This is a genomic window from Streptomyces sp. 2A115 (assembly GCF_052245575.1).
Classification (GTDB): Bacteria; Actinomycetota; Actinomycetes; order Streptomycetales; family Streptomycetaceae; genus Streptomyces.
Window position 1 is genome coordinate 1 of record NZ_JBQQCG010000060.1, and the last position, 20,998, is coordinate 20,998.

Genomic DNA, 20,998 nt, shown 5'->3' on the forward strand with positions numbered 1-20,998 from the left:
GTTTACGCACCCGCCGCCGCGCACATCTCTAAAACGGCTCGCCGGTCTCTCCGGTCTCGTCTGTCTCGTCCACCTCGCTTGTCTCGTCCGTTTTGTCTGCCTCACTGGTCCTGCCACTCGCACCCGTCTCGTCCATCCCGTCCCGCAACTCCGTGACCCGCTCCAGCAGGATCGCCTCCCAGGAGCGCAGCAACTGCGAGCGAAGCAGAGGCAGTGAGCTGTTGTCGTGCTTCCGGAGGCGGGCGGCGAGGCGGGTGAGGGTGTCGCAGCGGGCCAGCCACAGGCCGCGCAGGCAGGGGCGGGCGCCGTAGCCGGCCAGGGTGGCCGCGCGGACGGCCGCCGGAGCGCCGACGGCGAGGGCGAGGCCGGCGATGTCCTCCGCCGGGTCACCGACCACCGCGTCGGTCCAGTCGAGCACGCCGCGTACGCGCCCGTCGGCGCTGACCACCAGGTGCTCGCCCCGGAGGTCGTGGTGGACGAGAACGGGGGCGCCGGACTGAGCGGCGAGCTGGACGGCGGCGGGCCCGGTGAGCTGATGGAGCCGGGCGGGGTCGAACTCGTCGGCCGCGGCGAGCCGTTCGGCGGCGCGCGCGGCGGTGGCCCGGAGCCTTTCGAGGGACCGGGGAGCGACGCGGGGCACGCCGAGCGCCTCGGCCTGGCGTGCGGGCACCTCGCGCAGTCCCGTGAGCAGTCCCGCCAGATCGGCCTCGCCGACAGCGGAGATGTCCTGCCGGTCGCCGGAGGCGCCGGGGATCAGGGTGTCCAGCGTGTACGTGAGGCCGCTCGCCCACTCGCCGTGCGCGATGCTCACCGGGACGGCGACCCCGATGTGTGGACGCACCAGGTCACGCAGCCGCAGTTCGCGCCGCTGCCGCACCGAGGCCTCGCGGTCCGGGGCGAGCCGCAGCACATGGCGTGGGCCCACGAACCAGGTGGAGTGCTCGTCGCCCTCGGCGACAGGCCGGATCTCGGACCCGCCGCCGTCCGGGAGCAGGGAGCGGACGAGGCGTCGCACGGTGTCCGCGGTGGGTGTCGCTGCCTGGGTCATGGTCGCGCCGTCTGCCGTTCGGGGTCCGGGATCCGGGATCCGGGATCCGGGATCCGGGATCCAGGGTCTTCTGAAGGTGGTCAGTGGACGACGGCCATCTCCCGGGAGGTGTTGTTCAAGCGGCGTCCGCCGTCCTCCGTGACCGTCACGATGTCCTCGATGCGTACCCCGAAGCGGCCCGGCAGATAGATGCCGGGCTCCACGGAGAAGCACATGCCGGGTACGAGCGGCTGTTCCTCGCCCTCGATCATGTAGGGCGGTTCGTGGGTGGTGACGCCGATGCCGTGCCCGGTGCGGTGGATGAAGTAGTCGCCGTAACCGGCCTCGGTGATGTGCGTGCGGGCGACCCGGTCGACGTCCTGGCAGGCGATGCCGGGCCGCACGGCCCCGAACGCCGCCTCCTGGGCCTCGCGGACGACGTCGTGCACCCGCCGCTCTTCGGCGCTGGGCTCGCCGACGTGCACCGTACGGGAGGTGTCGGAGCCGTAACCGTGCTTCAGTCCGCCGAAGTCGAGGACGACCGTGTCGCCGCGTTCGATGACGCGTTCGCCCGCCTCGTGGTGCGGGTTGGCGCCGTTCGGGCCCGAGCCGACGACCGTGAAGTCCACCTGTGAGTGCCCGGACCGCCGCAGCAGATCGGCGAGATCGCCGGCGACGTCCGTCTCGCGGCGCCCGGCGAAGGCAACTTTCAGGATCTCCTCGTACGTTTCATCCGCGGCTGCGCCGGCAGCCGCCAAGCGGTCCAGTTCGGTGGCGTCCTTGACGGCTCGAAGCATCGGCAGCCCCTCGGTGAGGGAGACGTACGAGGTGCCGGGCAGCTCCTTCTGGAGGCCCAGCAGATGCATCGCCCAGGCGTTGTCGCTGACCCCGAAGCGACCCGAGGTGTCCAGGAGCGGGGCCGTCACCGCGTACGGGCTCTTGCCGTCGGTCCAGTCGCGCAGTGTCAGCGCGGGAGCGCCCGCGGCCTTCTCGGCGTCCGGGGCCTCCAGGGTGGGCACGACCAGCACGGGGTCCTGTGCGGCGGCGAGCACCAGCAGGGTGAGCCGCTCGGTGGCCGCGGGCGGCGCGTAGCCGGTCAGCCATACGAGGTCGGGTCCCGGCGCGACCAGCACCCCGGCGAGCCCCGCGTCGGCGGCGGCCCGCGCGGCGCGTTGCATCCGCGCCTTGTAGTCGTCGGCGGTGAAGGGCGCGGGCGTGCCGGTCATCCGGGCCTCCGTGGGTCAAAAGGAGCTACGGGCAGCATCCTCCCCGGACAGCGGGGGCGGCGCGAGCCGGTCACCGCTTCTTTCGGGAGGCCGACTTCTTTTACACATCCGGTTCTTGCACATCCGGTCACGGCATCAGCTCTCCAGGGCGAGGCGGGCGCCCAGGAGAAGCAGTACCCCTCCGGAGATCTGCTCCAGCCTGCGTCGTACGCCGGCCCGGGACAGCACCGTCTTCATACGGCCGACGAACCACACGTACAGGCTGTAATAGCCGACTTCGTAGACGGCCCAGAGAGCGGCGAGCCCCACCATGGCCGGCAGGTGCGGTGCGCCTTCCGGCACGAACTGCGGGAGGAAGGACATCGCGAAGATCGCCGCTTTGGGGTTGGCGAGATTCATCAGCAGCCCGCCCCGGTAGGAGGCCCAGCCGCTCTTCTCGCGGCCCTGCCCTCCGCCGTCGTCCGCCGCGCCCTTGGCCTGGCGTGCCTGCCACAGCATCTGCGCGCCGAAGACGACGAGTACGACGGCGCCTACGACACGCATCACGTCGTACGCCACTTCGGAGGCGGCGAGCAGCGCGGTCAGGCCGAACGCGGCGACGACCCCCCAGACGAAGACGCCGGTCTCGTTGCCCAGCACCGTGAGGATGCCGGAGCGCCTGCTGTGCAGTGACTGCTTGATGATCAGCACGGTGCTGGGCCCCGGGGAGGCGGCGATCAGGGTGCAGGCGCCGAGGAAGGCGAGAAGGGTGCTCAGCATGGGCCCATCGTGGCCCGCGGGCGGTGGCGTGGCCAGTACTTTTCCCACCTCAGCCCTAACGCCTGGGGATTGCCCAGGCGTTAGATCTAATGCTTAGATGCGTGTACGCCATTAAATGGCCACCTAGGGGGGCGGAAACCGATGCTCGTACTGGCGCATATCAGCGACCTGCATCTGGACGGGACCAAGCGGGCGACGGAGCGCGCCGAGCGGGTGCGGCACCTTCTGTGGGGGCTGCCGGGGCGCGTGGACGCCCTGCTGGTCACCGGGGACATCGCGGACCACGGGACGGAGACCGAGTACGAGGAGGCCGCGCGCATTCTGGGACTGCGCGACCCGGCCACCCCCTTCCCCGTACTGACCTGTCCGGGCAACCACGACTCCCGCGCCGCCTACCGCAAGGCGCTGCTCGGCGAACCGGTGGACGTCGGCCCGGTCAACAGCGTGCAGGTCTTCGACGGCGCGGCCGTCCTGATGTGCGACTCCAGCGTGCCGGGCAGCGACGAGGGAGAGCTGGCCGAGGAGACGTACGCCTGGATCGAGGCGACGCTCGACGAACTCGACGGCGCGGTACCGGCACTGCTCGCCCTTCACCACCCGCCTGTCGCGCTGCACCATCCGCTGCCCGACGCGTACCAGCTGCGTCGGCCTCAGGCGCTGGCCGCCTTGCTGAAGCGCAGGAGCGAGATCGCCGGCATCATCACAGGACACGCGCACACGCCGGCGGCGACGACGTTCGCCGGGCGGCCGCTGGTCGTCGGGCCCGGAGTGACCTGGACGCTGCGGCTGCCCTGGGAGGGCGAGGGGGCCGCGGACCGGGACGCGCCTCCCGGGTTCGCCTTTCATGTGCTGGACGACGAGGGGCGGTTGACGAGCCACTTCAGGGTGGCCATGTGACCGGCGGACGGTACCGACCGCAGTGTCAGGTGATGACGCCGGGAGTCGCGGTCAGCCGCTGGTAGCCGCCGCTCGCGTGCCGCACCGTGAGCGTGACCGCCTTTGAGTGAGGCGGAACTCCTTTTGTGCTCCCTTTCGATACCGCGCGCGGCGGGCCCAGCATCCGTACAAACAGCATTGCGGCACTGGCGGTACATGGTGCTGGGCCCGGGCGACAGATGGCTCTGGGGCCGGGCGACCGGGTCAGAAGGCCGCGATCGAGGCCTTCTGCCAGGTGGCGGGGAGCGGCAGTCCCGGGATCTGCCCCGGCACGAAGCCATGGGCGCGGCGGGACAGGTCGGTGGCTCCGTAACGGCGGCAGTCGCGATGCCAGTTCAGAATGCCGGCCATCCAGTTCTGCAACTCGACCACATAGCCCTGCATGATCCCGCGCGCCTCGTCGGAGAGCTGGAAGTCCTCGTACAGGACGGGGAATTCATGGGCGGCCACATGCTCGAACTGCTGCATGCGCTGGGTCATGAGGTCGTGGATGACGCCGAGGGCCGTCGGATAGTCGCAGCCGAAGAAGTTCTGCACGACCAGGATCCCGTTGTGCAGCTCGCCCTCGTACTCGATCTCCTTCTGGTACGAGAAGACGTCGTTGAGGAGACACGCGTAGTCGACCGCGGCGTTCTCCAACGACCGGACGGGACCGGTGCGGTAGATCTCCGGCGGTACCTTCGGGCCGTGCCCCAGGCGGCACAGGCTCATGGTGAGGTCGGCGCCGAAGGTGGCGCGACGCATCTCCAGGTAGTCGACGGGGTCGGGGATGCGGTTCTGCATCTGGTTGGCCAGTTCCCAGACCCAGCTCTCGGTCATCACCTCGATCGAGGCCCGCAAGGTGCGGCGCGCGTCGGGGGTCATCGCGACCGTCGTGAGCTGCCACAGGTCGGCGAGGGCACGCTCCATGGCGTTGGCCGGGGGCGGGATCTCCTCGCCCTCGACGGGCATGCAGGCGGAGAGCCGCGCGGTGCACAGCTTCGCGGCGGCCAGGTCGCGGCGGTGCCCGAACACCATCGGGTAGTAGTCGTCCCCGTACGTCCCCCACACGAGCCACCGCGAGCTGAGGTCCAGGGCATCCGGTGTGCCGTCCGGATCGAGGCCCGCCGAGCACAGCGGCAGATCGTAGGCGGCGAGCTTGTCCTCGTCCCAGACGCCCTCGCTAAGGATGCCCATGCGGTGTGCCCACGGAGTGATGCGCTGCCGCGCACCGTCCAGTCCGGTGTTCAGCCGGAGCTCGAACGGCATGTAGAAATCGGGGAGTTGGGAGGGTCCCACCTTCTGGTACGGCACATGCGTATACGCGCGCAGCCGCTCGGCACCGGCGGCGGCGAGCAGCGCCCCGACGTCGGCGGCGGAGGTGCCGGGACCGGTGAGCCCGTCCAGGGGAGAGGTCGGGCGAGCACCCTCGTTCATGTAGCGGCTCGACCGCATGTGCCACTCGTGGCCGCCCGACTGCCAGTCCTGCAACCCCTGCGTGTACGCGGCGACGGCGCCGACCTCGTCCGGGGTGAGGCCCTTCTCCAGGGCGAGCGCGGGCACTTCGGTGAGTGCCGTGTGCTCGAACTGGTGCAGCCGCGAGGTGAGGATGTCGTTGACGGTGTCGGCGGCCTCCTGTGTCGTACAGCCGAAGAAGGTCTCCAGGACGAGCACGCCGTTGCTGAGCTCGCCCTCGTCCTCGACCTCCCGCTGGTACGAGAACAGGTCGTTGCGCAGGTGCACGGCGTCGGAGAAGGTCTCCATCAGCACGCGCAACGGCCGGGTGCCGGCGACCTGTTCGGGTACCTCGGCGGTCGCGTACTCCACGAGTCCGGACGACCAGGGCGCGCCGCCCACCTTGCGGCGCATCTCGATGTACTCGACGGGGTTGGAGATACGCCCCTCGTTGATGTTGGAGAGCTCCCACATCGACTCGTTGAGCAGATGCTCGGTGGCCTCGGCGAACCTTCTGCGCCACCCCAGGGACATCGACGGCACCGTGCGCGCCCACAGGTCGGCGAGTCCGGCCTCGACGGGATTCTGCGGCTCCGGCACCGGAGTTGAGAGATCCAGCGGCATGAAGAGCGGGAGTCGGTCCAGGTAGGCCTTGCCGCCGGCGCGGTCCTGGCTGCGCTTGAAGGTTTCCAGGAAGTGGTCGTCGAAGAAGAAGACCCACACGTACCAGTCGGTGATGAGCGAGAGGGCCGGCCCGTCACATTCCGGATGCGTGTACCCGCACAACAGCCCGTAGTCGTGCGCGTCGAGGTCGGCCTGCTCCCAGATGCCGGAGCCCTCCAGCATGCCCATCCCCCGCGCCCACTCGGTCGAGTGGGCGCGCGCCTCGTCGACATGCGGGTTCAGCCGCGCGGGGTACGGCATGTAGAAGTGCGGCAGTTCGAACGGCTGAGTCATGGCCGGGCCCTACCCGCGGCTTCGCGCGGGCATCCGTACGGCGGCGCATGATCGCACCATCGCGTGAACTGATGAGTAGAGGGGCGGAGTTCGGGGAAAGGGGCGTCGCCTTCCGGGTGCGTACACCCTGGTTTCCGCAGGACGTACGCCGTGACTTCCGGGGTGCGTGGACCGTGGATTCTGTAGTGAGTACACCGCGGTTTCCGGGGTGCGTGGACCGCGGATTCCAAGCTGCGTACACCCCGGCTTCCGGGTGCGTGCACTGTGGTGTCGCCCGCCCGACAGCCCCGCTTCACCGCGCCCGGGAACCTTCGCGTCGACCACGTCATTCCGTCGCGTGGACTTGTCCCGGTCGCGAACGGCATCTTCTGGCCGACGTCCGACGACCCGCTGTACCGGCTCGTCGGCAACGGCATGGCTGTTCCGACCTCGGATCATCGGCTGGTGTGGCAGGACGTGCGTTTGGGCTGAGCACGGTTTCTCGCCCCCGCCGCCCCTACCCGTCCCATCACTGGGGGCTGCGCCCCCAGACCCCCGCTTTCGGCCTGGACGGCCTCGTCCTCAAACGCCGGACGGGCTGAAAATGCCAGCCCGGGCCGCGACATTTCAGCCTCTCCGGCGTTTGAGGAGCGGGGGTTCGGGGGCCGGCCCCCGACGGGGTCTGGGGCGGAGCCCCAGGGATGGGAATGGGTAGGGGCGGCGGGGGCGAGAAACCCACCCCTCACGCCCGCACCGCCCTCCCCACCTCCGCCCGCAACGCCACGAACTCCGGCAACCCCCGCGTCCCGATCTGATCCCGCTTCCCCGGCAGATCCACCGGCAGATCGAGCACGACGCGTGACCCCGGCCCCGCCGAAAGAACGACCACCCGATCGCCCACGTAAACGCTTTCGTCGATGTCGTGCGTGACGAACACGATCGTCGTCCCCTCCGTGCGGTGGACCTCGAGCAGCAGATCCTCGAGGTCCTCGCGGGTCTGCGCGTCGAGGGAACCGAAAGGTTCGTCCATCAACAGCAGCGAGGGCCGGCACACCAACGCCCGGGCGATGGCGACGCGTTGCTGCATACCGCCGGACAACTGCCAGGGATGCCGGCGCCCGGCTCCGCCAAGGCCCACCCGTTCCAGCATCCGCTCGGCCTCGTCCCGCCTCTCGGCACGCCCCATGCCCCGCCGTCGCAGAGGCAGCGCGACATTCTCGCGGACCGACAGCCAGGGAAAGAGAGACCGCCCGTAGTCCTGGAAGACGACGGCGAGGCGATCGGGGACCCCGGTGACGGGGTGCCCGTCGAGGATGACGGCCCCCTCCCGTGTGGGCAGCAGCCCGGCGATGGTCCGCAGCAGCGTCGACTTCCCGCAGCCGGACGGCCCTACGACACACACGAGTTGGCCGTCCGGCACGGTGAGACTGATGTCGCGCAGGACGGAATGTGCGGGATGGACCGCGTGGACGGGGTGATCGCCGTACCACTGGCCCAGCGAGTCGAGGCGGAGCATCAGGGCCGTTCACCTGTCCCGGGAGTCGGGAGCGTGCTCGCTGCCCGTGACGCGGACGTGGAGCAGAAAGGGCCCGTCTTCGTCGCCGTGGCCGGTGAGGGCCCGGTCGAGGGCAACGGGGAGTTCGGCGGGCCGTTCGACGTACGCGCCGGGGCAGCCGAAGCCCTCGGCGACCCGGACGAAATCGACGTCCCCGATGTCCGTCCCGGGCACGGAAGCGATGTCGATACGGCGGCCGAGTGCGCGTACGGCGGCGTATCCGCCGTTGTCGAGGAGGACGTATGTGACCGGCGCCCGGTGACGCGCGGCGGTCCACAGGGCCTGCACGGAGTAGAGGGCCGAGCCGTCGCCGACCACGCACACCACCCTGCGCCGGTCGGCCAGCGCGCGCCCTATGGCGAGCGGCAGGCCCCAACCGAGCGCCCCACTGCCGGTGGTGAGGAATCCACCCGCCCGATCGATCCGCACGCGCGCGTGGAGCACCTCTCGATGACTGGGAGCCTCCTCCACAAGGACACGCTCGCGCGGCAGCCGCTCCTGGATCAGATCCAGAACCAGCTCAGCCGTGATCGGGCTCGGGCTCGGGCTCGGGCTCGTGTGACTATTCCTGCTCGGGCTCGGGCTCGGGCTCGTGTGACTGTTCCTGCTCGGGCTCGGGCTCGGGCTCGGGCTGTCGTCGGGAGCGCGTGCGGGCACGGGCGCCTGACGAGAGGGCGGCGGTTTCCGGTCGGACTCCCCTACCAGGGCCGCGAGTTGCGCGACGGCGGGCTTCAGGGTCGTGACGATGCTCGTCCCGGTCGGCAGCCACGCCGCCTGCCCCGGGTCGCAGTCGAGGTGGAAGAGCTCCGTTCGGGCGGGCAGCGGCGGGCTCTCCGTGTGGAAGTGGTACGTGAACAGGGGTGCCCCCAGGGCCACCACCACGTCGTACACCTCCAGGCAGGCCACCAGCCGGTCGGCGGCCGGCGGCAGGAAGCCCTGGAAGAGCGGATGTGACTCGGGGAAGCCGGAGCGCCCGGACATCGGGCTGATCCAGACGGCGGCGCGGGTGCGTTCGGCGAGGGCGCGGACCTCGGCCGACGCGTACTCGTCGTCGACTCCGGGCCCGACGACCAGCGCGGGCCGCTCACAGGCGTCCAGGTGTGCCGCGAGCGCGGACAGAGCGCTCGCGTCGGCGGTGAACGCGCTGTGCACGGCGCGCGGTTCGACGAAGGCGGCCGGCTGGTCCCAGTCGTCCTCGGGGACGGAGACGAAGGCGGGCCCTCGGGGAGGCGACATGGCGATACGGTGCGCCTCGGCGAGTACGGCCGGCACGTCGGCGGCGCGGTCCGGCTGACGGCTGAACTTCACGTAGGGGCGCGGGAACTGGACGGGGTCGTCGGCGCCGAGGAACGGCCTCAGCTGGATCAGCGAGCGCGACTGCTGGCCGGCCATGACGACGAGGGGTATGCGGTCTCGGTACGCGTTGAAGACGGCGCCCAGGGCGTGGCCGACGCCGCCCGCCGAGTGGAGGCTGACGAGGGTGGCGCGGCCCGTGCCTAAGGCATGTCCTGCGGCCATGCCGACGGCCACGGATTCCTGTAGTCCCAAGACATACGTGAAGTCATCGGGCCAGTCACGGAACATCCGTAGCTCCGTGGAACCGGGGTTGCCGAAGACGGTGGTCATGCCGGCTTCGCGGCAGAAATGGACGACGGCTTCCAGGACGGTTCCTGAGGCACGGGCCGGTCCCGTCGCCCGAGCTGATGCCGCTTCCGTCATGTGGGCCTCCCTCTGCCGAGCAGTCGCTTCTCGACCGCCACCAGGGCTGTGTTGAGTACGTATCCGAGCGCGCCGAGCAGCAGCAGCGCGGCCCACACCGTGAGCAGATCGGAGCGCGACTGGGCGTCGGTGAGCGTGAAGCCGATGCCGTTCGCCGTGCCGGGCAGCAGCTCCGAGAAGACCATGAGGATGAGGGAGAGCGAAAGGCTCAGGCGCAGTCCCGCGAAGATGCGTGGCAGGGCGGAGGGCAGGAGCAGGAACCAGAGCCGTTCGGTCGTGGTCAGGCGTAGTACGGCGGCGACTTCGAGACGTAACGGGTCGGTGTTGCGGGCGCCTTCTGCCGTGTTGATCAGTACGGGCCAGATGGCGCTGAAGACGATCGACGCGAGCTGCATGGGAGTGCCGAAGTCGAAGACCACGACGAAGACGGGGACCAGGGCCGGGGGTGGGATGGCTCGGGCGAACTGCAGGACCGGGTTGCAGAGGGCGTAAACGCGACGGGAGCGGCCGATGGCGAGGCCCAACGCCGTACCCGCTGCCGCGGCGAGTACGAAGCCGGTGGCCATGCGGGCGAGGCTGGGGAGGATGTTGTCGGTGGCGGCGGTGGTGAGGAAGGCGTGGGTGGCCGGGCCCGAGAACCACAAGTCGTAGGTGTGGCTGGCGATTTCGTCGGGTGGCGGAAAGTAGACGCTGTCGTGGGTGCGGGTGGCCAGTTGCCAGGCGGCTACGGCTGCGGCGAGTACGGTCCAGCGGAGGAGGGCGCCGCGGGCCGCGGTGGCCCGGGTCACCGTTCGGCCTCGTCGCCGGTGGACCGGTCCGGCGTTTGAGAAGCGGGAGTTCCGGGGCCGGCCCCCGGGATGGGGTCCGGGGCGGAGCCCCACGGGATGGAGGCCACTCCCCGCTCCCGATGCTCCGGCGTCCACGGAAACAACCGCCGTTCGCCCCACACCAGCACGCTGTTGATCACCAACCCGAGCACGCCGGCCCACACCACGCCCGCCAACACGTCCCGCGTACCGTCCGTCGCCAGGCCCGACTGGGCGATGAAGATACCCAGGCCTTCGCCGAAGCCGGCCAGGATTTCGGTGGCGACGGCCAGGATGAGGGCGATCGACGCCGAGATGCGGATGCCGGCGGCGATGAAGGGGGCCGTGGCCGGCAGTTCGACGCGAAGCAGGACGGAGAGGCGGCCGAAGCCGAAGGCGCGCAGGGTGTCCTTCGCGAGAGGGTCGGTCTCGCCGAGGCCGTAGACGGTGTTGAAGAGGATCGGCCAGACGGAGGCGTATGTGATGAGCGCGACCTTCGTCTCCGTTCCGGAGCCGAGCAGCAGCGACACCAGCGGGATCAGGGCGACGGACGGCAGCGGTCGCAGGAACTCGACGATCGCGCGTACGGCTTCGTCGACCACCGGCACGCTGCCGAGCAGCAGCCCGAGGGGGACGGCGAGCGCGCAGGCCGAGCCGAGTCCGAGCACCCAGGCCCGCAGGGTGGCACCGATGCCGTCCAGGAAAACGGAGTCGCCCGCCAACTCGACCGCGCGGGCGAGGACTTCGGAGGCGGGCGGCAGATAGCTGCGGCGCACGAGCCCGGCCCGGCTGACCGCCTCGCACACCGCTAAGGCGAGCAGCACACCGAGCCCGCCGAGCAGCAGCTCCTGCCGGCGTCTCACCAGAGCCACCGCCTCACATACGCCCCGCCCACATACGCTCGGCTCGCATACGCCCGGCACAACCTCACTTGACCAGCAACGTCCCCGGATCGATCGTCTTCTTCAACAACCCCTGCTCCTTCATGAGTTCGGTCAGTCGGCTCAGTTGGGCCACGTCCGTCGTCGCGGGATAGGCCGGCAGCCGGATCGACTCGGCCTGGTCCGCGGTCACCTTCGCGTACTTGGGCAACTCCTCGCGGGCGGCCTCCTGGTCCTGCGTCGCGATCTTCGCGGCCGCGGCGATGGCCCTCTGGAAGGCGGCCGCGGTCTTCGGGTTCTCGTCGGCGTACTGCCCGGTCGTCACGTACCCGCTGATCGGGATGGACTCCACGGGCGCGGAGCCGCCATCGAGGAGCACCCGTGCGTTCAACTCGTCCTGGATCGCGCTGTTGAAGGGCTCGGCCGCGTGCACGGCGTCGACCTGCCCCTTCTCCAGTGCGGGCCCCATCTGCGGGAAGGCGATCTGCCGGTACTCGGGCCGGCCGGCACCCCGCTCGTCGAGGATCGCGTTCAGGGTCAGTGACTGGATGTTGTTGAGGATGTTGACGGCGACCTTCTTGCCCTTGAGGTCGGCGACGGTCTTGATGTCCGAGTCCTGGGGCACGAGTACGTCCATCATGTGCGGCGCGACCCTGGCTGCCTCGGAGAGGATGCGAAGATCGAGGGTGTCCTTCTCGTGGGCCTGGAGGAAGGTGACGTAGTTCGCACTCGCGATGACGTCGACCTGCCCCTTCGCCAGCGCGGGCAGCGCCTGGATGCTCTGCTGGACGGGCTGGATGCGCACGTCCAGGCCTTCCTTCTTGAACAGGCCCCGGTTCCGTGCGATGTAGAGGGTCGCGTCGTCCGCCAGCGGGAGCGCGGCGACGGTGATGCTCGACCTTTCCAGCCCGCCGCCTCCCGCGCCGCCGGAACCGGCGTCGTCCGAGTCACCACCGCAGGCCACCGCGGTCATCACCAGCGCAATCGTGAAGGCGATCAACTTCCCCGTACCAAGACGGACTTGACGCGTCAGCATGCGCGCATGATGACCGTCGTCCTGGCGTGATCACCACACACTTATGCGCCGTTCCCGTCCTGTTCGCCCGTGCCACCCGAATCGCCGCCGTCGGCGCCACCGCCGCCGCGCTGACGGTCGGGCTCGCCACCTCCGCCTCCGCCGCCACCGCCACGCGGTCGGTGACGGAGAGCGGGACGACGTACAACCTGTCTCTGACGGCTCCCGACCGCCTGTCGGCCGCCGGGAAGAACGTCACCGTCTCAGGCAGCGGCTACAACACCGAGCAGGGCGTCTACGTCAGCCTGTGTGTGATCCCCGACGGCGTCGAGCCCGGGAACCCCTCGACGCACACATCCCGGCCGACCCCATGCCTGGGCGGCGCGGACCAGACGGGCACGACCGGCGCCTCGCACTGGGTGTCGAACTCCGGCGGCGGCACGGTCGCGAACAGCTCCGCCTACGGTTCCGGCGGCTCCTTCAGCGTCAGCGTGCATGTGAACCCGACGATCGCCGCGGGCCAGGTCTGCGGGACGGACGTGGAGTGCGCCATCGTGACGCGCGCCGACCACACGGCGACCGGCACCCGCTCGTACGACGTCTACATCCCGGTCGACTTCTCCTGAACCGCGCCCTCGTTGGCCCCCTTGGAGGGGCAGGGGGCCAACGAGAGTCGTATCAGCGCTGTAGATCCTCAGTGCTGTTGATCCTCAGTGCTGTTGAACCTTCTGCGGTGTCGCCTCGCTCGGCCGTACGACCACGTACCCCTCCCCCTGGAGCATCAACTGCACCGCCTCACCCGAGCCGCCGCGGATCATCGAGCCGACGGACTGCGAACGGTGCAGTGAGGTCTGGAGGTTGGCCGTCCAGCCGACGACCGCGTCCGTGTCGACGTACACCGGCCACTGGGGCGAGACCGGGATGACCAGCGGATTGCCCTCGCAGACGAGACCGAGCCGGCCCTGCCCGGTGAAGACGCTGTTGAACAGGCCGCCGCCGGTGACGCCCGCGCCCTTCACGGTCTTGATCTCGTAGGAGAGCGAGGCATCGAAGCACAGGACGTTGCGGCCGTTGACGGTGAAGACGTCGCCGGGGTCGATGTCGATGATGAAGCAGTTCTGCGCCTCGTGCGCGAACCAGGCCTCCCCCTGCCCGCGCACCGTCATGAGCGGCAGCCCCTCGCCGGTCACGGCCCTCTTGAGCATGCCGCCGACTCCCTGGCTCTTGCGCTCGAACTGCAGGTTCCCGCGGTAGGCGATCATCGCCCCCTGCCGTGCGCGCATCTCGCCGTTGACGGCGTACCTGATCGACTTGGCGTTATGCACGCTCATGCCCACCGTGGTGGCCGGCTGCACCATGTACTCGCTGGAAAACAGATCACCCTTCATCCGGGCATCCTGTCCCGGATGCGCCGGTTCCACCATCCTGCGACGGAATGAAAGGCCGAGCGGAACGAAAGGCTGGACGGAACGAAAGGCGGGGCGGCCGACGCCCGCTCGCGTCGACCGCCCCTGTGGGGCCTTGCGGCCCACCCTGTGGGGGGTGGTCAGAAGGTCAGCTTCCAGCTGTTGATGCTGCCGGTGTCCGCGGAGGCCACGTCCTGGACGCGCAGCTTCCACGTGCCGTTGGCGGTCTCGCTGGAGGCGTTGACCGTGTAGGTGGTGTTGACGTTGTCGGCCGAGTCCGAGCCGCTGGAGGCCTTCAGGCGGTAGCTCGTACCATCGGGGGCGATCAGGTCGATCACCAGGTCACCGCGGTAGGTGTGGGTGATGTCGACGCCGACCTGGAGGGCCGAGGGAGCGCTGCCGGTACGGCCGCTGACGGCGATCGACGACTCGACGGCCGAGCCCGCGTCCGGGATGGAGACCCTGGTGGTGCTGGAGAAGGTCGTACCGGTGGAGCCGCCGGAGCCGCTCACGGCCTGCACGGTCTTGGTGGCGTCCGCGAGACCGGCACCGCAGCCGCCCGAGCAAGCACCGGGCAGGGCACGGGAGTTGGTCTTGATCGCCGACTCGATCTGGGCCGGGGTCAGCGAGGTGCTCGCCGACTTGGCGAGCGCGGCGAGGCCCGCGATGTGCGGGGCGGCCATGCTGGTGCCCTGGTAGTAGTCGTACGACTCCGAAGACGGTCCCTGAGTACCGGAGTTGAGCGTCGACAGGATGCCGTTGGCGGTGCCGGTGCTGGTCTGGCCGCCCGGCGCCGCGATGTCCACGGTCGAACCGAAGTTGGAGTACGAGGCCTTGGCACCGGTGCGGCTCAGCGCGGCGACGGAGATGACGTTGTTGCAGCTCGCCGGCGAGTAGTTGGCCGCGTTGGCGTTGCTGTTGCCCGCCGCGACGACGACCGTGGTGCCGCGGTTGACGGCCGCCGTGATGGCGCTCTGGGTCGCGGAGGTGCAGGCACCGGAGCCGCCGAGGCTCATGTTGATGACCTTGGCGACGTTGGCGTTGGCCGGGACGCCGGAGACCGTACCGCCGGACGCCCAGGTGATGGCGTCGATGATGTCGGAGTCGTAGCCGCCGCACTTGCCGAGAACACGCAGCGGGGAGATCTTCGCGTTGTACGCGATACCCGCGACGCCCTTGCTGTTGTTGGTGACGGCGGCGATGGTGCCCGCGACGTGCGTGCCGTGCCAGGAGGAGTCGCTGGCGCCGGTACCCGCGCCGCACGCGTCGTTCGCGTACCAGTCGCCCGGGTCGGCCGGGTTGCTGTCGCGCCCGTTGCCGTCGACCGAGACCTCGGTGTCGGAGATGAAGTCGTAGCCGGCGACGATGTTGGCGGCCAGGTCGGAGTGGGTGACGTAGCCGGTGTCGATGACGGCGACGGTCACGCCGGTGCCGGTCGCGGTGTCCCAGGCGCCGGGCACGCGCATGCCCGCGGTGGTCTCGAACAGGTCCCACTGCTTGCTGTACTCGGTGTCGTTCGGGTCCGCCAGCGGCTTGTTGAGGCGGTCCGGCACGACGTACGCGACCTGCGGGTCGGCCTGGTACTCGGCCACGACATCGGCGACATCGGCCTTGCTGAGCTTCTCGCCCAGGTCGACGAGTGCGGCACCGGTGCCGAGGCGGCGCTGGAAGTCGAGGGTCTCGCCCGCCTCCTTGCCCTTGGCCACGGCGTCGGCGGAGGCGGCCTTGTTGGACTTGGCCTCGGTGGCACCCGACTTGTAGCCGACGATCAGTCGCTCGGCCGGAGCGGCCACGGCGGCAGCGGCGGTCTTCGCGGTGCTCTCGGTGGGGACCGTGGCGGTAGCCGGGCCGGCCAGCGCGAGGGACGTGGCGGCCCCGGCCAACAGGGTCGCGGAGATCGCGGCGGCGGATATGAGCTTCCGTCTCGCGGGTCGTGAAGTGCGCAAGGGTGTGCCTTTCATGGCCGGCCCCGGGCAGCGTGGCGGGGCGTGCGGAGCAGCGGGGGGTCGCCCCTTGGTCAGAGGGGCGCGTTCGCTTCGCTTCGTCGTCGAAGCGGCGGGGGGTGCAGTCGAGAAGGCGCGGGACGGCCGGCCATGCGCGAGCGACCCGTCGGGGGTTACCAGTGGGTCAACTGTGGCTCGAACAATAGGGGGAGCCTTTATCCCGGGGATACGGGGAAAACCCTCGATCCATGGCCGAGAACCCCCTATGGGGACAGGCCAGTTGGCGGGATAGCACCCTTTGCTTCCGTTCGCCCTGTCTCGCCTGGAAGGAGCGCCGGGGGCCGAAAGTCGGGGCCGTGACCGCGTACGGAGCCCCGGGCGGACGTCAGCCGTCGCGGTCGGGGCCGTCGTCGGTGGCCGCGAGGAACTGCGTGGCGGCGAGTTCCGCGTACAGCGGGTCGGCGCCCACGAGTTCGCGGTGGGTGCCCACCGCGCGTACCCGCCCGGCGTCCATGACGACGATCCGGTCGGCCATGGTGACCGTGGACAGCCGGTGGGCGACGACCAGGACCGTGGTCGTACGGGAGACATCGGCCACGGTGTCGCGCAGCGCGGCCTCGTTGACCGCGTCGAGCTGGCTGGTGGCCTCGTCGAGCAGCAGGAGCCGGGGCCGCCGGAGCAGCGCGCGGGCGATGGCGACGCGCTGCCGCTCACCGCCGGAGAGCTTGGTGCCGCGGTGGCCGACGAGTGTGTCAAGACCCTTCGGCAGCCGGTCCACGAGCGAGTCGAGCCGCGTGGTCTTCAGCGCGTTGAGCAGATCGCCGTCGTCGGCGTCGGGATTGCCGAGCAGAAGGTTGTCGCGGAGGCTGCCGGAGAGGACGGGCGCGTCCTGCTCCACATAGCCGATGGCGGAACGGAGCCCTGACACGCCCCAGTCGGTGAGGTCGCGGCCGTCCAGCGTGATGGTCCCCTCGCCGGGGTCGTAGAACCGCTCGATGAGCGAGAACACGGTGGTCTTTCCGGCGCCGGACGGCCCGACGAACGCGGTCATGCCGCGCGGTGGGACGGCGAAGGTCACGCCGTGATGGATGTACGGCAGGTCGTCGGCGTACCGGAAACGGACGTTCTCGAATGCGATCGCGGCCGGTTCGGCGCCGGGCAGGGGGAGCGGCGCGGGCTCGGCCGCCGGTTCGGCGGGCAGCTGCCGGGCCTCCTCGATGCGGGCCAGCGCGGCCGACCCGCTCTGGTACTGGGCTACCGCTCCGACGACCTGCTGAATCGGCGCCATCAAGTAGAAGACGTACAGCAGGAAGGCGACCAGGGTGCCGATGTCGACGGCTCCGGTCGCGACCCGTGCCCCGCCCACGGCGAGCACCGTGATGAACGCGACCTGCATCGACAGACCGGCCGTGTTCCCCGCCAGCGCCGACCACTTGGCGGCCCGCACACTCTGCCGCCAGGACTCCTCGGCCGCCGCGTGCACGGTCCGCTCCTCGCGGTGCTCGGCACCCGACGCCTTGATGGTCCGCAACGCACCGAGCGTCCGCTCCAGCGAGGCTCCCATCGCCCCGACGGCGTCCTGCGCCTGCCTGCTGGCCCGGTTGATCCGCGGCACGATCACCCCGATCACCGTGCCCGCGACCAGGACCACCGCCATGGTGACGCCCAGCAGCACCGGATCGACGAACCCCATCATCACTAGCGTCGCCACCAGCGTGAGCCCGCCCGTGCCGAGGCCGACCAGCGAATCGGTGGTGACTTCCCGCAACAGCGTGGTGTCCGACGTGATCCGGGCCATCAGATCGCCGGGCTCACTGCGGTCGACGGCGGTGATCCGCAGCCTCAGCAGATGCGAGGCCAACGCACGCCGCGCCCCGAGCACGACGGACTCGGCGGTGTACCGCAGCACATACGAACCCAGCGCCCCGAGCCCGGCGTTGAGGATCACCAGCCCCGACATGGCCAGCAACGCGCCGGTTATCGCCCGGTCGTGCCCCAGATCGTCGATCAACGAACGAGCCACCAACGGCAGCGCGAGCCCGGCGGCCCCGGTGACCAGCGAGAGCACGGCTCCTGCGAGCAGCGCCCAGCGGTGGGGGCGTACGTACGCGAGCAGAAGCCGCCACGGCGGCACGGTCGGTGAGCCGGACGGCTCGGACGGCTCGGACTGCGGCACGGTGCTCCCCCTCGAACGTTCGGCTCCCCTCCGCTCCCGACCGGAGCGTCCAGATCGGAGCATCCAGATCGGAGCGTCCGACCGAAGCGTCTCGACCGGAGCGGGAGGGAGTCCATGAAGTATCGCCGATGCCACTGACAAGGGGCGCTCACCATGGGTCCAGGCTGAGGCACTGCGGATGGGGTCCCGATGGGCGAGGTCGGCTCCGTCATCACGGTCGAGGCCGACGGCGACGTACGCATCGTCACGCTGTACCAGCGGAGTGAGCCCCGCGCGCCGGTTTCGAACTCGCCACGGTGGTGCAACGGAGATCGAGGCCGCGCAGATGCTCGACCGTGCGGTCCGCGAGCTCGTCGGCGGCGAGCCGTCCGGTCCCGCCGACGCGGCGAAGGTCGAGCTGTGCTGCACGGAGACGCAGGCGCGGGCCGTCGATCGTTGCCTCCAACTGTTCGGCGGCTACGGCTACATGCTGGAATACCCCATCGCCCGGCTGTACGCGGACGCCCGCATCACCCGTATCTACGTCGGGACGAGTGAGGTCATGAAGGACATCATCGCCAAAACCCTTGGGACTGTGAGGTGAGCTGACGCCATGTCGGATTTCTCCGGTAGGGCGGGAGGCGCGTTCGTCGCCGGTGGCACCGGCGGTATCGGCGCGGCGATCGTGCGGATCCTGGCCGAGCGGGGCAGCGATGTGGCGTTCTCGTACCGCGCAAATCAGGCCGCCGCCGACTCTCTCGCCGCCGAGACCGGCAAGCTCGGGCGTCAAGTCCGTTCGATGCGGCTCGACTTGACCGACGAGTCGGCCACGGCGACGGCCGTGTCCGAGGCCGCGTCGGCGTTCGGCGGCATCCACACGCTCGTGTACGCGGCGGGCCCGCACGTGCCGATGGTGCATCTGAGCAAGGTGACGCCGAGCCAGTACCGTGCCCAACTCGCCGCGGACGCGGGGGCGTTCTTCAACCTGGTCCATTCCGCGTTGCCGAGGCTGCGCGAGACCCGCGGGAACATCGTCGCCGTCACCACCGTGGCCACCCGCCGCTACCCGGTCCGCGACGGGCTGTCCTCGGGTACGAAAGGGGCGGTCGAGGCGGTCGCCCGGGCGCTGGCCGCCGAGGAGGGGCGGTACGGCGTCCGTGTGAACTGCGTCGGCCCGGGCATGCTGACCGACGGCATCGCGGCACGCCTGATCAGTTCCGGTGAACTCGACGAGGCGGCGCTGGAGATCACCCGGCGCAACATCCCGCTGCGCCGGTTCGGCGACGCGGCGGACATCGCCGAGGCGGTCGCGTTCCTGGCCTCGGACCGAGCCGGTTTCATCACCGGCCAGGCGCTGGGGGTCGACGGCGGGTACAGCGTCTGAAGCACTGGATGGCGCGGCTCACTCGGGCGTGACGCGGCGCCCGCCGACGAACGCGGCGCGTACGGCGTCCGGGGACAGCGCGTCGAGGGCCGCGCGCAGGGGCACGTGGAGTGCGGCGGAAACTACATTCTCACTTTTCGCAAATCAACCATCCGGACAAGAGAATATGCTCGGCTTCACCTGGTTGACGCAACGCGTGAGTCATGCGTGCGAGGCCCTGATCTGCACGGGTTTTCCTGGCGAACCAGCTGCGCGAATACTCTTCTCGCATTTGTCTGCTCGCGGACCTGATCGCCTTGCCCGGCAACCCACTTGAGGACATGTCGGTGACGGCCGATGTCCGGTTCGTGATGAAGGGAGGGAAGGTCTTCCGTCACGAACGGCGCTGAGGGCGAGGGCGTGAGTGGCAATCGAGGCGCTGAAGAGGTCACCGTAGCCGCAGGTGACATACCAGGACAAACCAATAAGTTCTACCCTCAATAAATGAAGGCGGGCGGAGGCCGACCTCCCGACCGCTGCCCGCCTCGTTGAGAGGAGGCGGACATGAAAGCGTCGAAACGACGGTCCGCGGTCTTCGTGAGCGCGGCGGCCTTGCTGCTGACTGCCGTCGGCGCGACCGGCAGCGCCCAGGCCGGGCCACCGGCAGGTGAGGAAGACGGTGAGCTCAAGCTCGGCTATGTGCTGCCGGAGACCGGGCAGCTGGCCTACCTCGGCCCACCACAGATTGAGTCCCTGAATTACGCGATCAAGACGATCAACGACGCGGGCGGTGTCCTGGGCAAGCCGATACCGGCACCGGTCTCCAGCGACGAGTCCGGCCAGGAGGCCGTCGCGGCCCAGTCTGCCGAACGGGTCCTCGCCTCCGGCGTGGACGCGATCATCGGCGCGGCTGCCTCCGGTATGTCCCTGGCGTTCATCGACCGGGTGACCGGAGCCGGCATCGTCCAGTGCTCCGCGTCGAACACGGCACCCACGTTCACCGACTACGACGACGGCGGGTTCTACTTCCGCACCGCGCCCAGTGACAAGCTGCAGGGACCCGTCCTGGCGGACCTCGTAAGCGGTGACGGCCATGACCGGGTGGCTGTGGTCGGGCGGGCCGACGACTACGGTCGCGGCCTGTTGGAGTCCACCAAGGAGAGCCTGGAGAAGGATGGTGTGACCGTACCGGTCGCGGACACCTACGACCCGGAGGCCAGCAATTTCGACCAGGTCGTGCAGCAGGTGAAGGACTCGCGTCCTGACGCGGTCGTGGTGATCGCGTTCGAGGAGGGCGTCCAGATACTCCAGGGTCTGATCGAGGCCGGGCTCGGGCCCGACCAGATCGGCGTGTACGGCGCCGACGGCCTGCGCAGCGAGGAGTTGGCCTCCCTCGTCGCTCCCGGCAACCCGGAGCGGCTGGCCGGGATGAAGGGGACGGCTCCGTCGGCGGCGGCCAATGCGCAGTACGTGAAGGACCTCAAGAAGTTCGCACCCGATCTGAAGGAGCTGCAGTTCGCACCGCAGGCCTTCGACTGTGTGACGACCATCGGGCTCGCCGCGGAGCAGGCGGGGTCGGACGATCCGGAGAAGTTCTCGAAGGAAATGGTCGGGGTCACCAAGGACGGGGAGAAGTGCAACACGTTCGCCGCGTGCAAGAAGCTGATCGCGGCCGGCCGGGACATCGACTACGACGGCGTGAGCGGTCCGCTGGAATTCAGTGACGCCGGTGAACCGAATCGGGCCACGATCGAGGTGTACGCCTACGACGACAAGGGCGTGCTGAACACCCCCGTGCGTACCGAAGTGAGCACCGGCGAGTAGTCAGGACGAACGA

The 20,998-nt window shown here is 69.8% G+C and carries 16 protein-coding genes and 1 pseudogene; 5 read left to right on the top strand and 12 right to left on the bottom strand.

Going from position 1 to position 20,998, the window contains the following annotated elements:
* Positions 1-28: 28 nt before the first annotated feature.
* The 3 genes from ACTWQR_RS37775 to ACTWQR_RS37785 all read right to left on the bottom strand — a co-directional run bounded on the left by ACTWQR_RS37775 (position 29) and on the right by ACTWQR_RS37785 (position 3,012).
* Entirely contained in the window at positions 29-1,048 is a 1,020-nt protein-coding gene (locus ACTWQR_RS37775; protein WP_443231762.1) for an aminoglycoside phosphotransferase family protein, read from the bottom strand.
* A gap of 80 nt (positions 1,049-1,128) precedes the next feature.
* The gene (locus tag ACTWQR_RS37780) at positions 1,129-2,253 is read right to left on the bottom strand and encodes an aminopeptidase P family protein (protein WP_443231763.1); all 1,125 of its coding nucleotides are present in this window, start codon (positions 2,251-2,253) and stop codon (positions 1,129-1,131) included.
* 135 nt (positions 2,254-2,388) lie between these two features.
* Entirely contained in the window at positions 2,389-3,012 is a 624-nt protein-coding gene (locus ACTWQR_RS37785; protein ID WP_443231764.1) for a LysE family translocator, read from the bottom strand.
* 141 nt (positions 3,013-3,153) lie between these two features.
* Here ACTWQR_RS37785 and ACTWQR_RS37790 point away from each other — a divergent pair, with 141 nt between their 5' ends.
* Positions 3,154-3,909, top strand: coding sequence for a phosphodiesterase (locus tag ACTWQR_RS37790; RefSeq protein WP_443231765.1), 756 nt, complete (start codon positions 3,154-3,156; stop codon positions 3,907-3,909).
* 243 nt (positions 3,910-4,152) lie between these two features.
* Here the strand turns inward: ACTWQR_RS37790 and cyc2 are convergent, their stop codons facing one another.
* From cyc2 to ACTWQR_RS37820, 6 genes are all read right to left on the bottom strand, one after another.
* Positions 4,153-6,339, bottom strand: coding sequence for a germacradienol/geosmin synthase Cyc2 (gene cyc2 / locus ACTWQR_RS37795; RefSeq protein WP_443231766.1), 2,187 nt, complete (start codon positions 6,337-6,339; stop codon positions 4,153-4,155).
* A gap of 721 nt (positions 6,340-7,060) precedes the next feature.
* Positions 7,061-7,834, bottom strand: a complete 774-nt coding sequence (locus tag ACTWQR_RS37800; protein WP_443231767.1) for an ABC transporter ATP-binding protein — start codon at positions 7,832-7,834, stop codon at positions 7,061-7,063.
* Between the two features lie 9 nt (positions 7,835-7,843).
* On the bottom strand, positions 7,844-9,592 hold the full coding sequence (gene mdlC, locus ACTWQR_RS37805) for a benzoylformate decarboxylase (protein WP_443231768.1): 1,749 nt from the start codon (positions 9,590-9,592) through the stop codon (positions 7,844-7,846).
* Positions 9,589-10,380 (bottom strand): ABC transporter permease, encoded by a 792-nt coding sequence (locus ACTWQR_RS37810; RefSeq protein WP_443231769.1) that lies wholly within the window; start codon positions 10,378-10,380, stop codon positions 9,589-9,591. The genes mdlC and ACTWQR_RS37810 overlap by 4 nt, the downstream gene beginning before the upstream one ends.
* Positions 10,377-11,261 carry an ABC transporter permease gene (locus ACTWQR_RS37815; RefSeq protein ID WP_443231770.1) on the bottom strand — a complete coding sequence of 295 codons (885 nt, stop codon included), beginning with the start codon at positions 11,259-11,261 and terminating at the stop codon, positions 10,377-10,379. Before ACTWQR_RS37815 ends, ACTWQR_RS37810 begins: the two co-directional genes overlap by 4 nt.
* Positions 11,262-11,325: 64 nt before the next feature.
* Positions 11,326-12,315, bottom strand: a complete 990-nt coding sequence (locus ACTWQR_RS37820) for an ABC transporter substrate-binding protein (RefSeq protein WP_443231771.1) — start codon at positions 12,313-12,315, stop codon at positions 11,326-11,328.
* A 26-nt stretch (positions 12,316-12,341) separates the two neighbouring features.
* Between ACTWQR_RS37820 and ACTWQR_RS37825 the strand changes: the two genes are divergently transcribed.
* Positions 12,342-12,920, top strand: coding sequence for a hypothetical protein (locus ACTWQR_RS37825; protein WP_443231772.1), 579 nt, complete (start codon positions 12,342-12,344; stop codon positions 12,918-12,920).
* A gap of 84 nt (positions 12,921-13,004) precedes the next feature.
* Here ACTWQR_RS37825 and ACTWQR_RS37830 read toward each other — a convergent pair whose 3' ends face one another.
* The 3 genes from ACTWQR_RS37830 to ACTWQR_RS37840 all read right to left on the bottom strand — a co-directional run bounded on the left by ACTWQR_RS37830 (position 13,005) and on the right by ACTWQR_RS37840 (position 17,882).
* On the bottom strand, positions 13,005-13,682 hold the full coding sequence (locus ACTWQR_RS37830) for an AIM24 family protein (protein WP_443231773.1): 678 nt from the start codon (positions 13,680-13,682) through the stop codon (positions 13,005-13,007).
* A 158-nt stretch (positions 13,683-13,840) separates the two neighbouring features.
* Positions 13,841-15,646, bottom strand: coding sequence for a S8 family peptidase (locus ACTWQR_RS37835; protein ID WP_443231774.1), 1,806 nt, complete (start codon positions 15,644-15,646; stop codon positions 13,841-13,843).
* A 382-nt stretch (positions 15,647-16,028) separates the two neighbouring features.
* A complete protein-coding gene (locus ACTWQR_RS37840) occupies positions 16,029-17,882 on the bottom strand; it encodes an ABC transporter ATP-binding protein (protein WP_443231775.1) in 1,854 nt (617 codons plus the stop codon).
* 244 nt (positions 17,883-18,126) lie between these two features.
* Between ACTWQR_RS37840 and ACTWQR_RS37845 the strand changes: the two are divergent.
* The 3 genes and pseudogenes from ACTWQR_RS37845 to ACTWQR_RS37855 form a co-directional block, all read left to right on the top strand.
* A pseudogene (locus ACTWQR_RS37845) lies at positions 18,127-18,402 on the top strand (acyl-CoA dehydrogenase family protein); the annotation flags it as partial.
* A 9-nt stretch (positions 18,403-18,411) separates the two neighbouring features.
* A complete protein-coding gene (locus ACTWQR_RS37850) occupies positions 18,412-19,182 on the top strand; it encodes an SDR family NAD(P)-dependent oxidoreductase (RefSeq protein ID WP_443231776.1) in 771 nt (256 codons plus the stop codon).
* 543 nt (positions 19,183-19,725) lie between these two features.
* Positions 19,726-20,985 (top strand): ABC transporter substrate-binding protein, encoded by a 1,260-nt coding sequence (locus ACTWQR_RS37855; RefSeq protein WP_443231777.1) that lies wholly within the window; start codon positions 19,726-19,728, stop codon positions 20,983-20,985.
* Positions 20,986-20,998 lie beyond the last annotated feature (13 nt).

Coding starts and splice junctions, on each gene's coding strand:
- ACTWQR_RS37775 (WP_443231762.1), bottom strand. CDS start 1,048: ATGACCCAGGCAGCGACACCCACCGCGGACACCGTGCGACGCCTCGTC.
- ACTWQR_RS37780 (WP_443231763.1), bottom strand. CDS start 2,253: ATGACCGGCACGCCCGCGCCCTTCACCGCCGACGACTACAAGGCGCGG.
- ACTWQR_RS37785 (WP_443231764.1), bottom strand. CDS start 3,012: ATGCTGAGCACCCTTCTCGCCTTCCTCGGCGCCTGCACCCTGATCGCC.
- ACTWQR_RS37790 (WP_443231765.1), top strand. CDS start 3,154: ATGCTCGTACTGGCGCATATCAGCGACCTGCATCTGGACGGGACCAAG.
- cyc2 (WP_443231766.1), bottom strand. CDS start 6,339: ATGACTCAGCCGTTCGAACTGCCGCACTTCTACATGCCGTACCCCGCG.
- ACTWQR_RS37800 (WP_443231767.1), bottom strand. CDS start 7,834: ATGCTCCGCCTCGACTCGCTGGGCCAGTGGTACGGCGATCACCCCGTC.
- mdlC (WP_443231768.1), bottom strand. CDS start 9,592: ATGACGGAAGCGGCATCAGCTCGGGCGACGGGACCGGCCCGTGCCTCA.
- ACTWQR_RS37820 (WP_443231771.1), bottom strand. CDS start 12,315: ATGCTGACGCGTCAAGTCCGTCTTGGTACGGGGAAGTTGATCGCCTTC.
- ACTWQR_RS37830 (WP_443231773.1), bottom strand. CDS start 13,682: ATGAAGGGTGATCTGTTTTCCAGCGAGTACATGGTGCAGCCGGCCACC.
- ACTWQR_RS37840 (WP_443231775.1), bottom strand. CDS start 17,882: ATGCTCCGATCTGGACGCTCCGGTCGGGAGCGGAGGGGAGCCGAACGT.
- ACTWQR_RS37850 (WP_443231776.1), top strand. CDS start 18,412: ATGTCGGATTTCTCCGGTAGGGCGGGAGGCGCGTTCGTCGCCGGTGGC.
- ACTWQR_RS37855 (WP_443231777.1), top strand. CDS start 19,726: ATGAAAGCGTCGAAACGACGGTCCGCGGTCTTCGTGAGCGCGGCGGCC.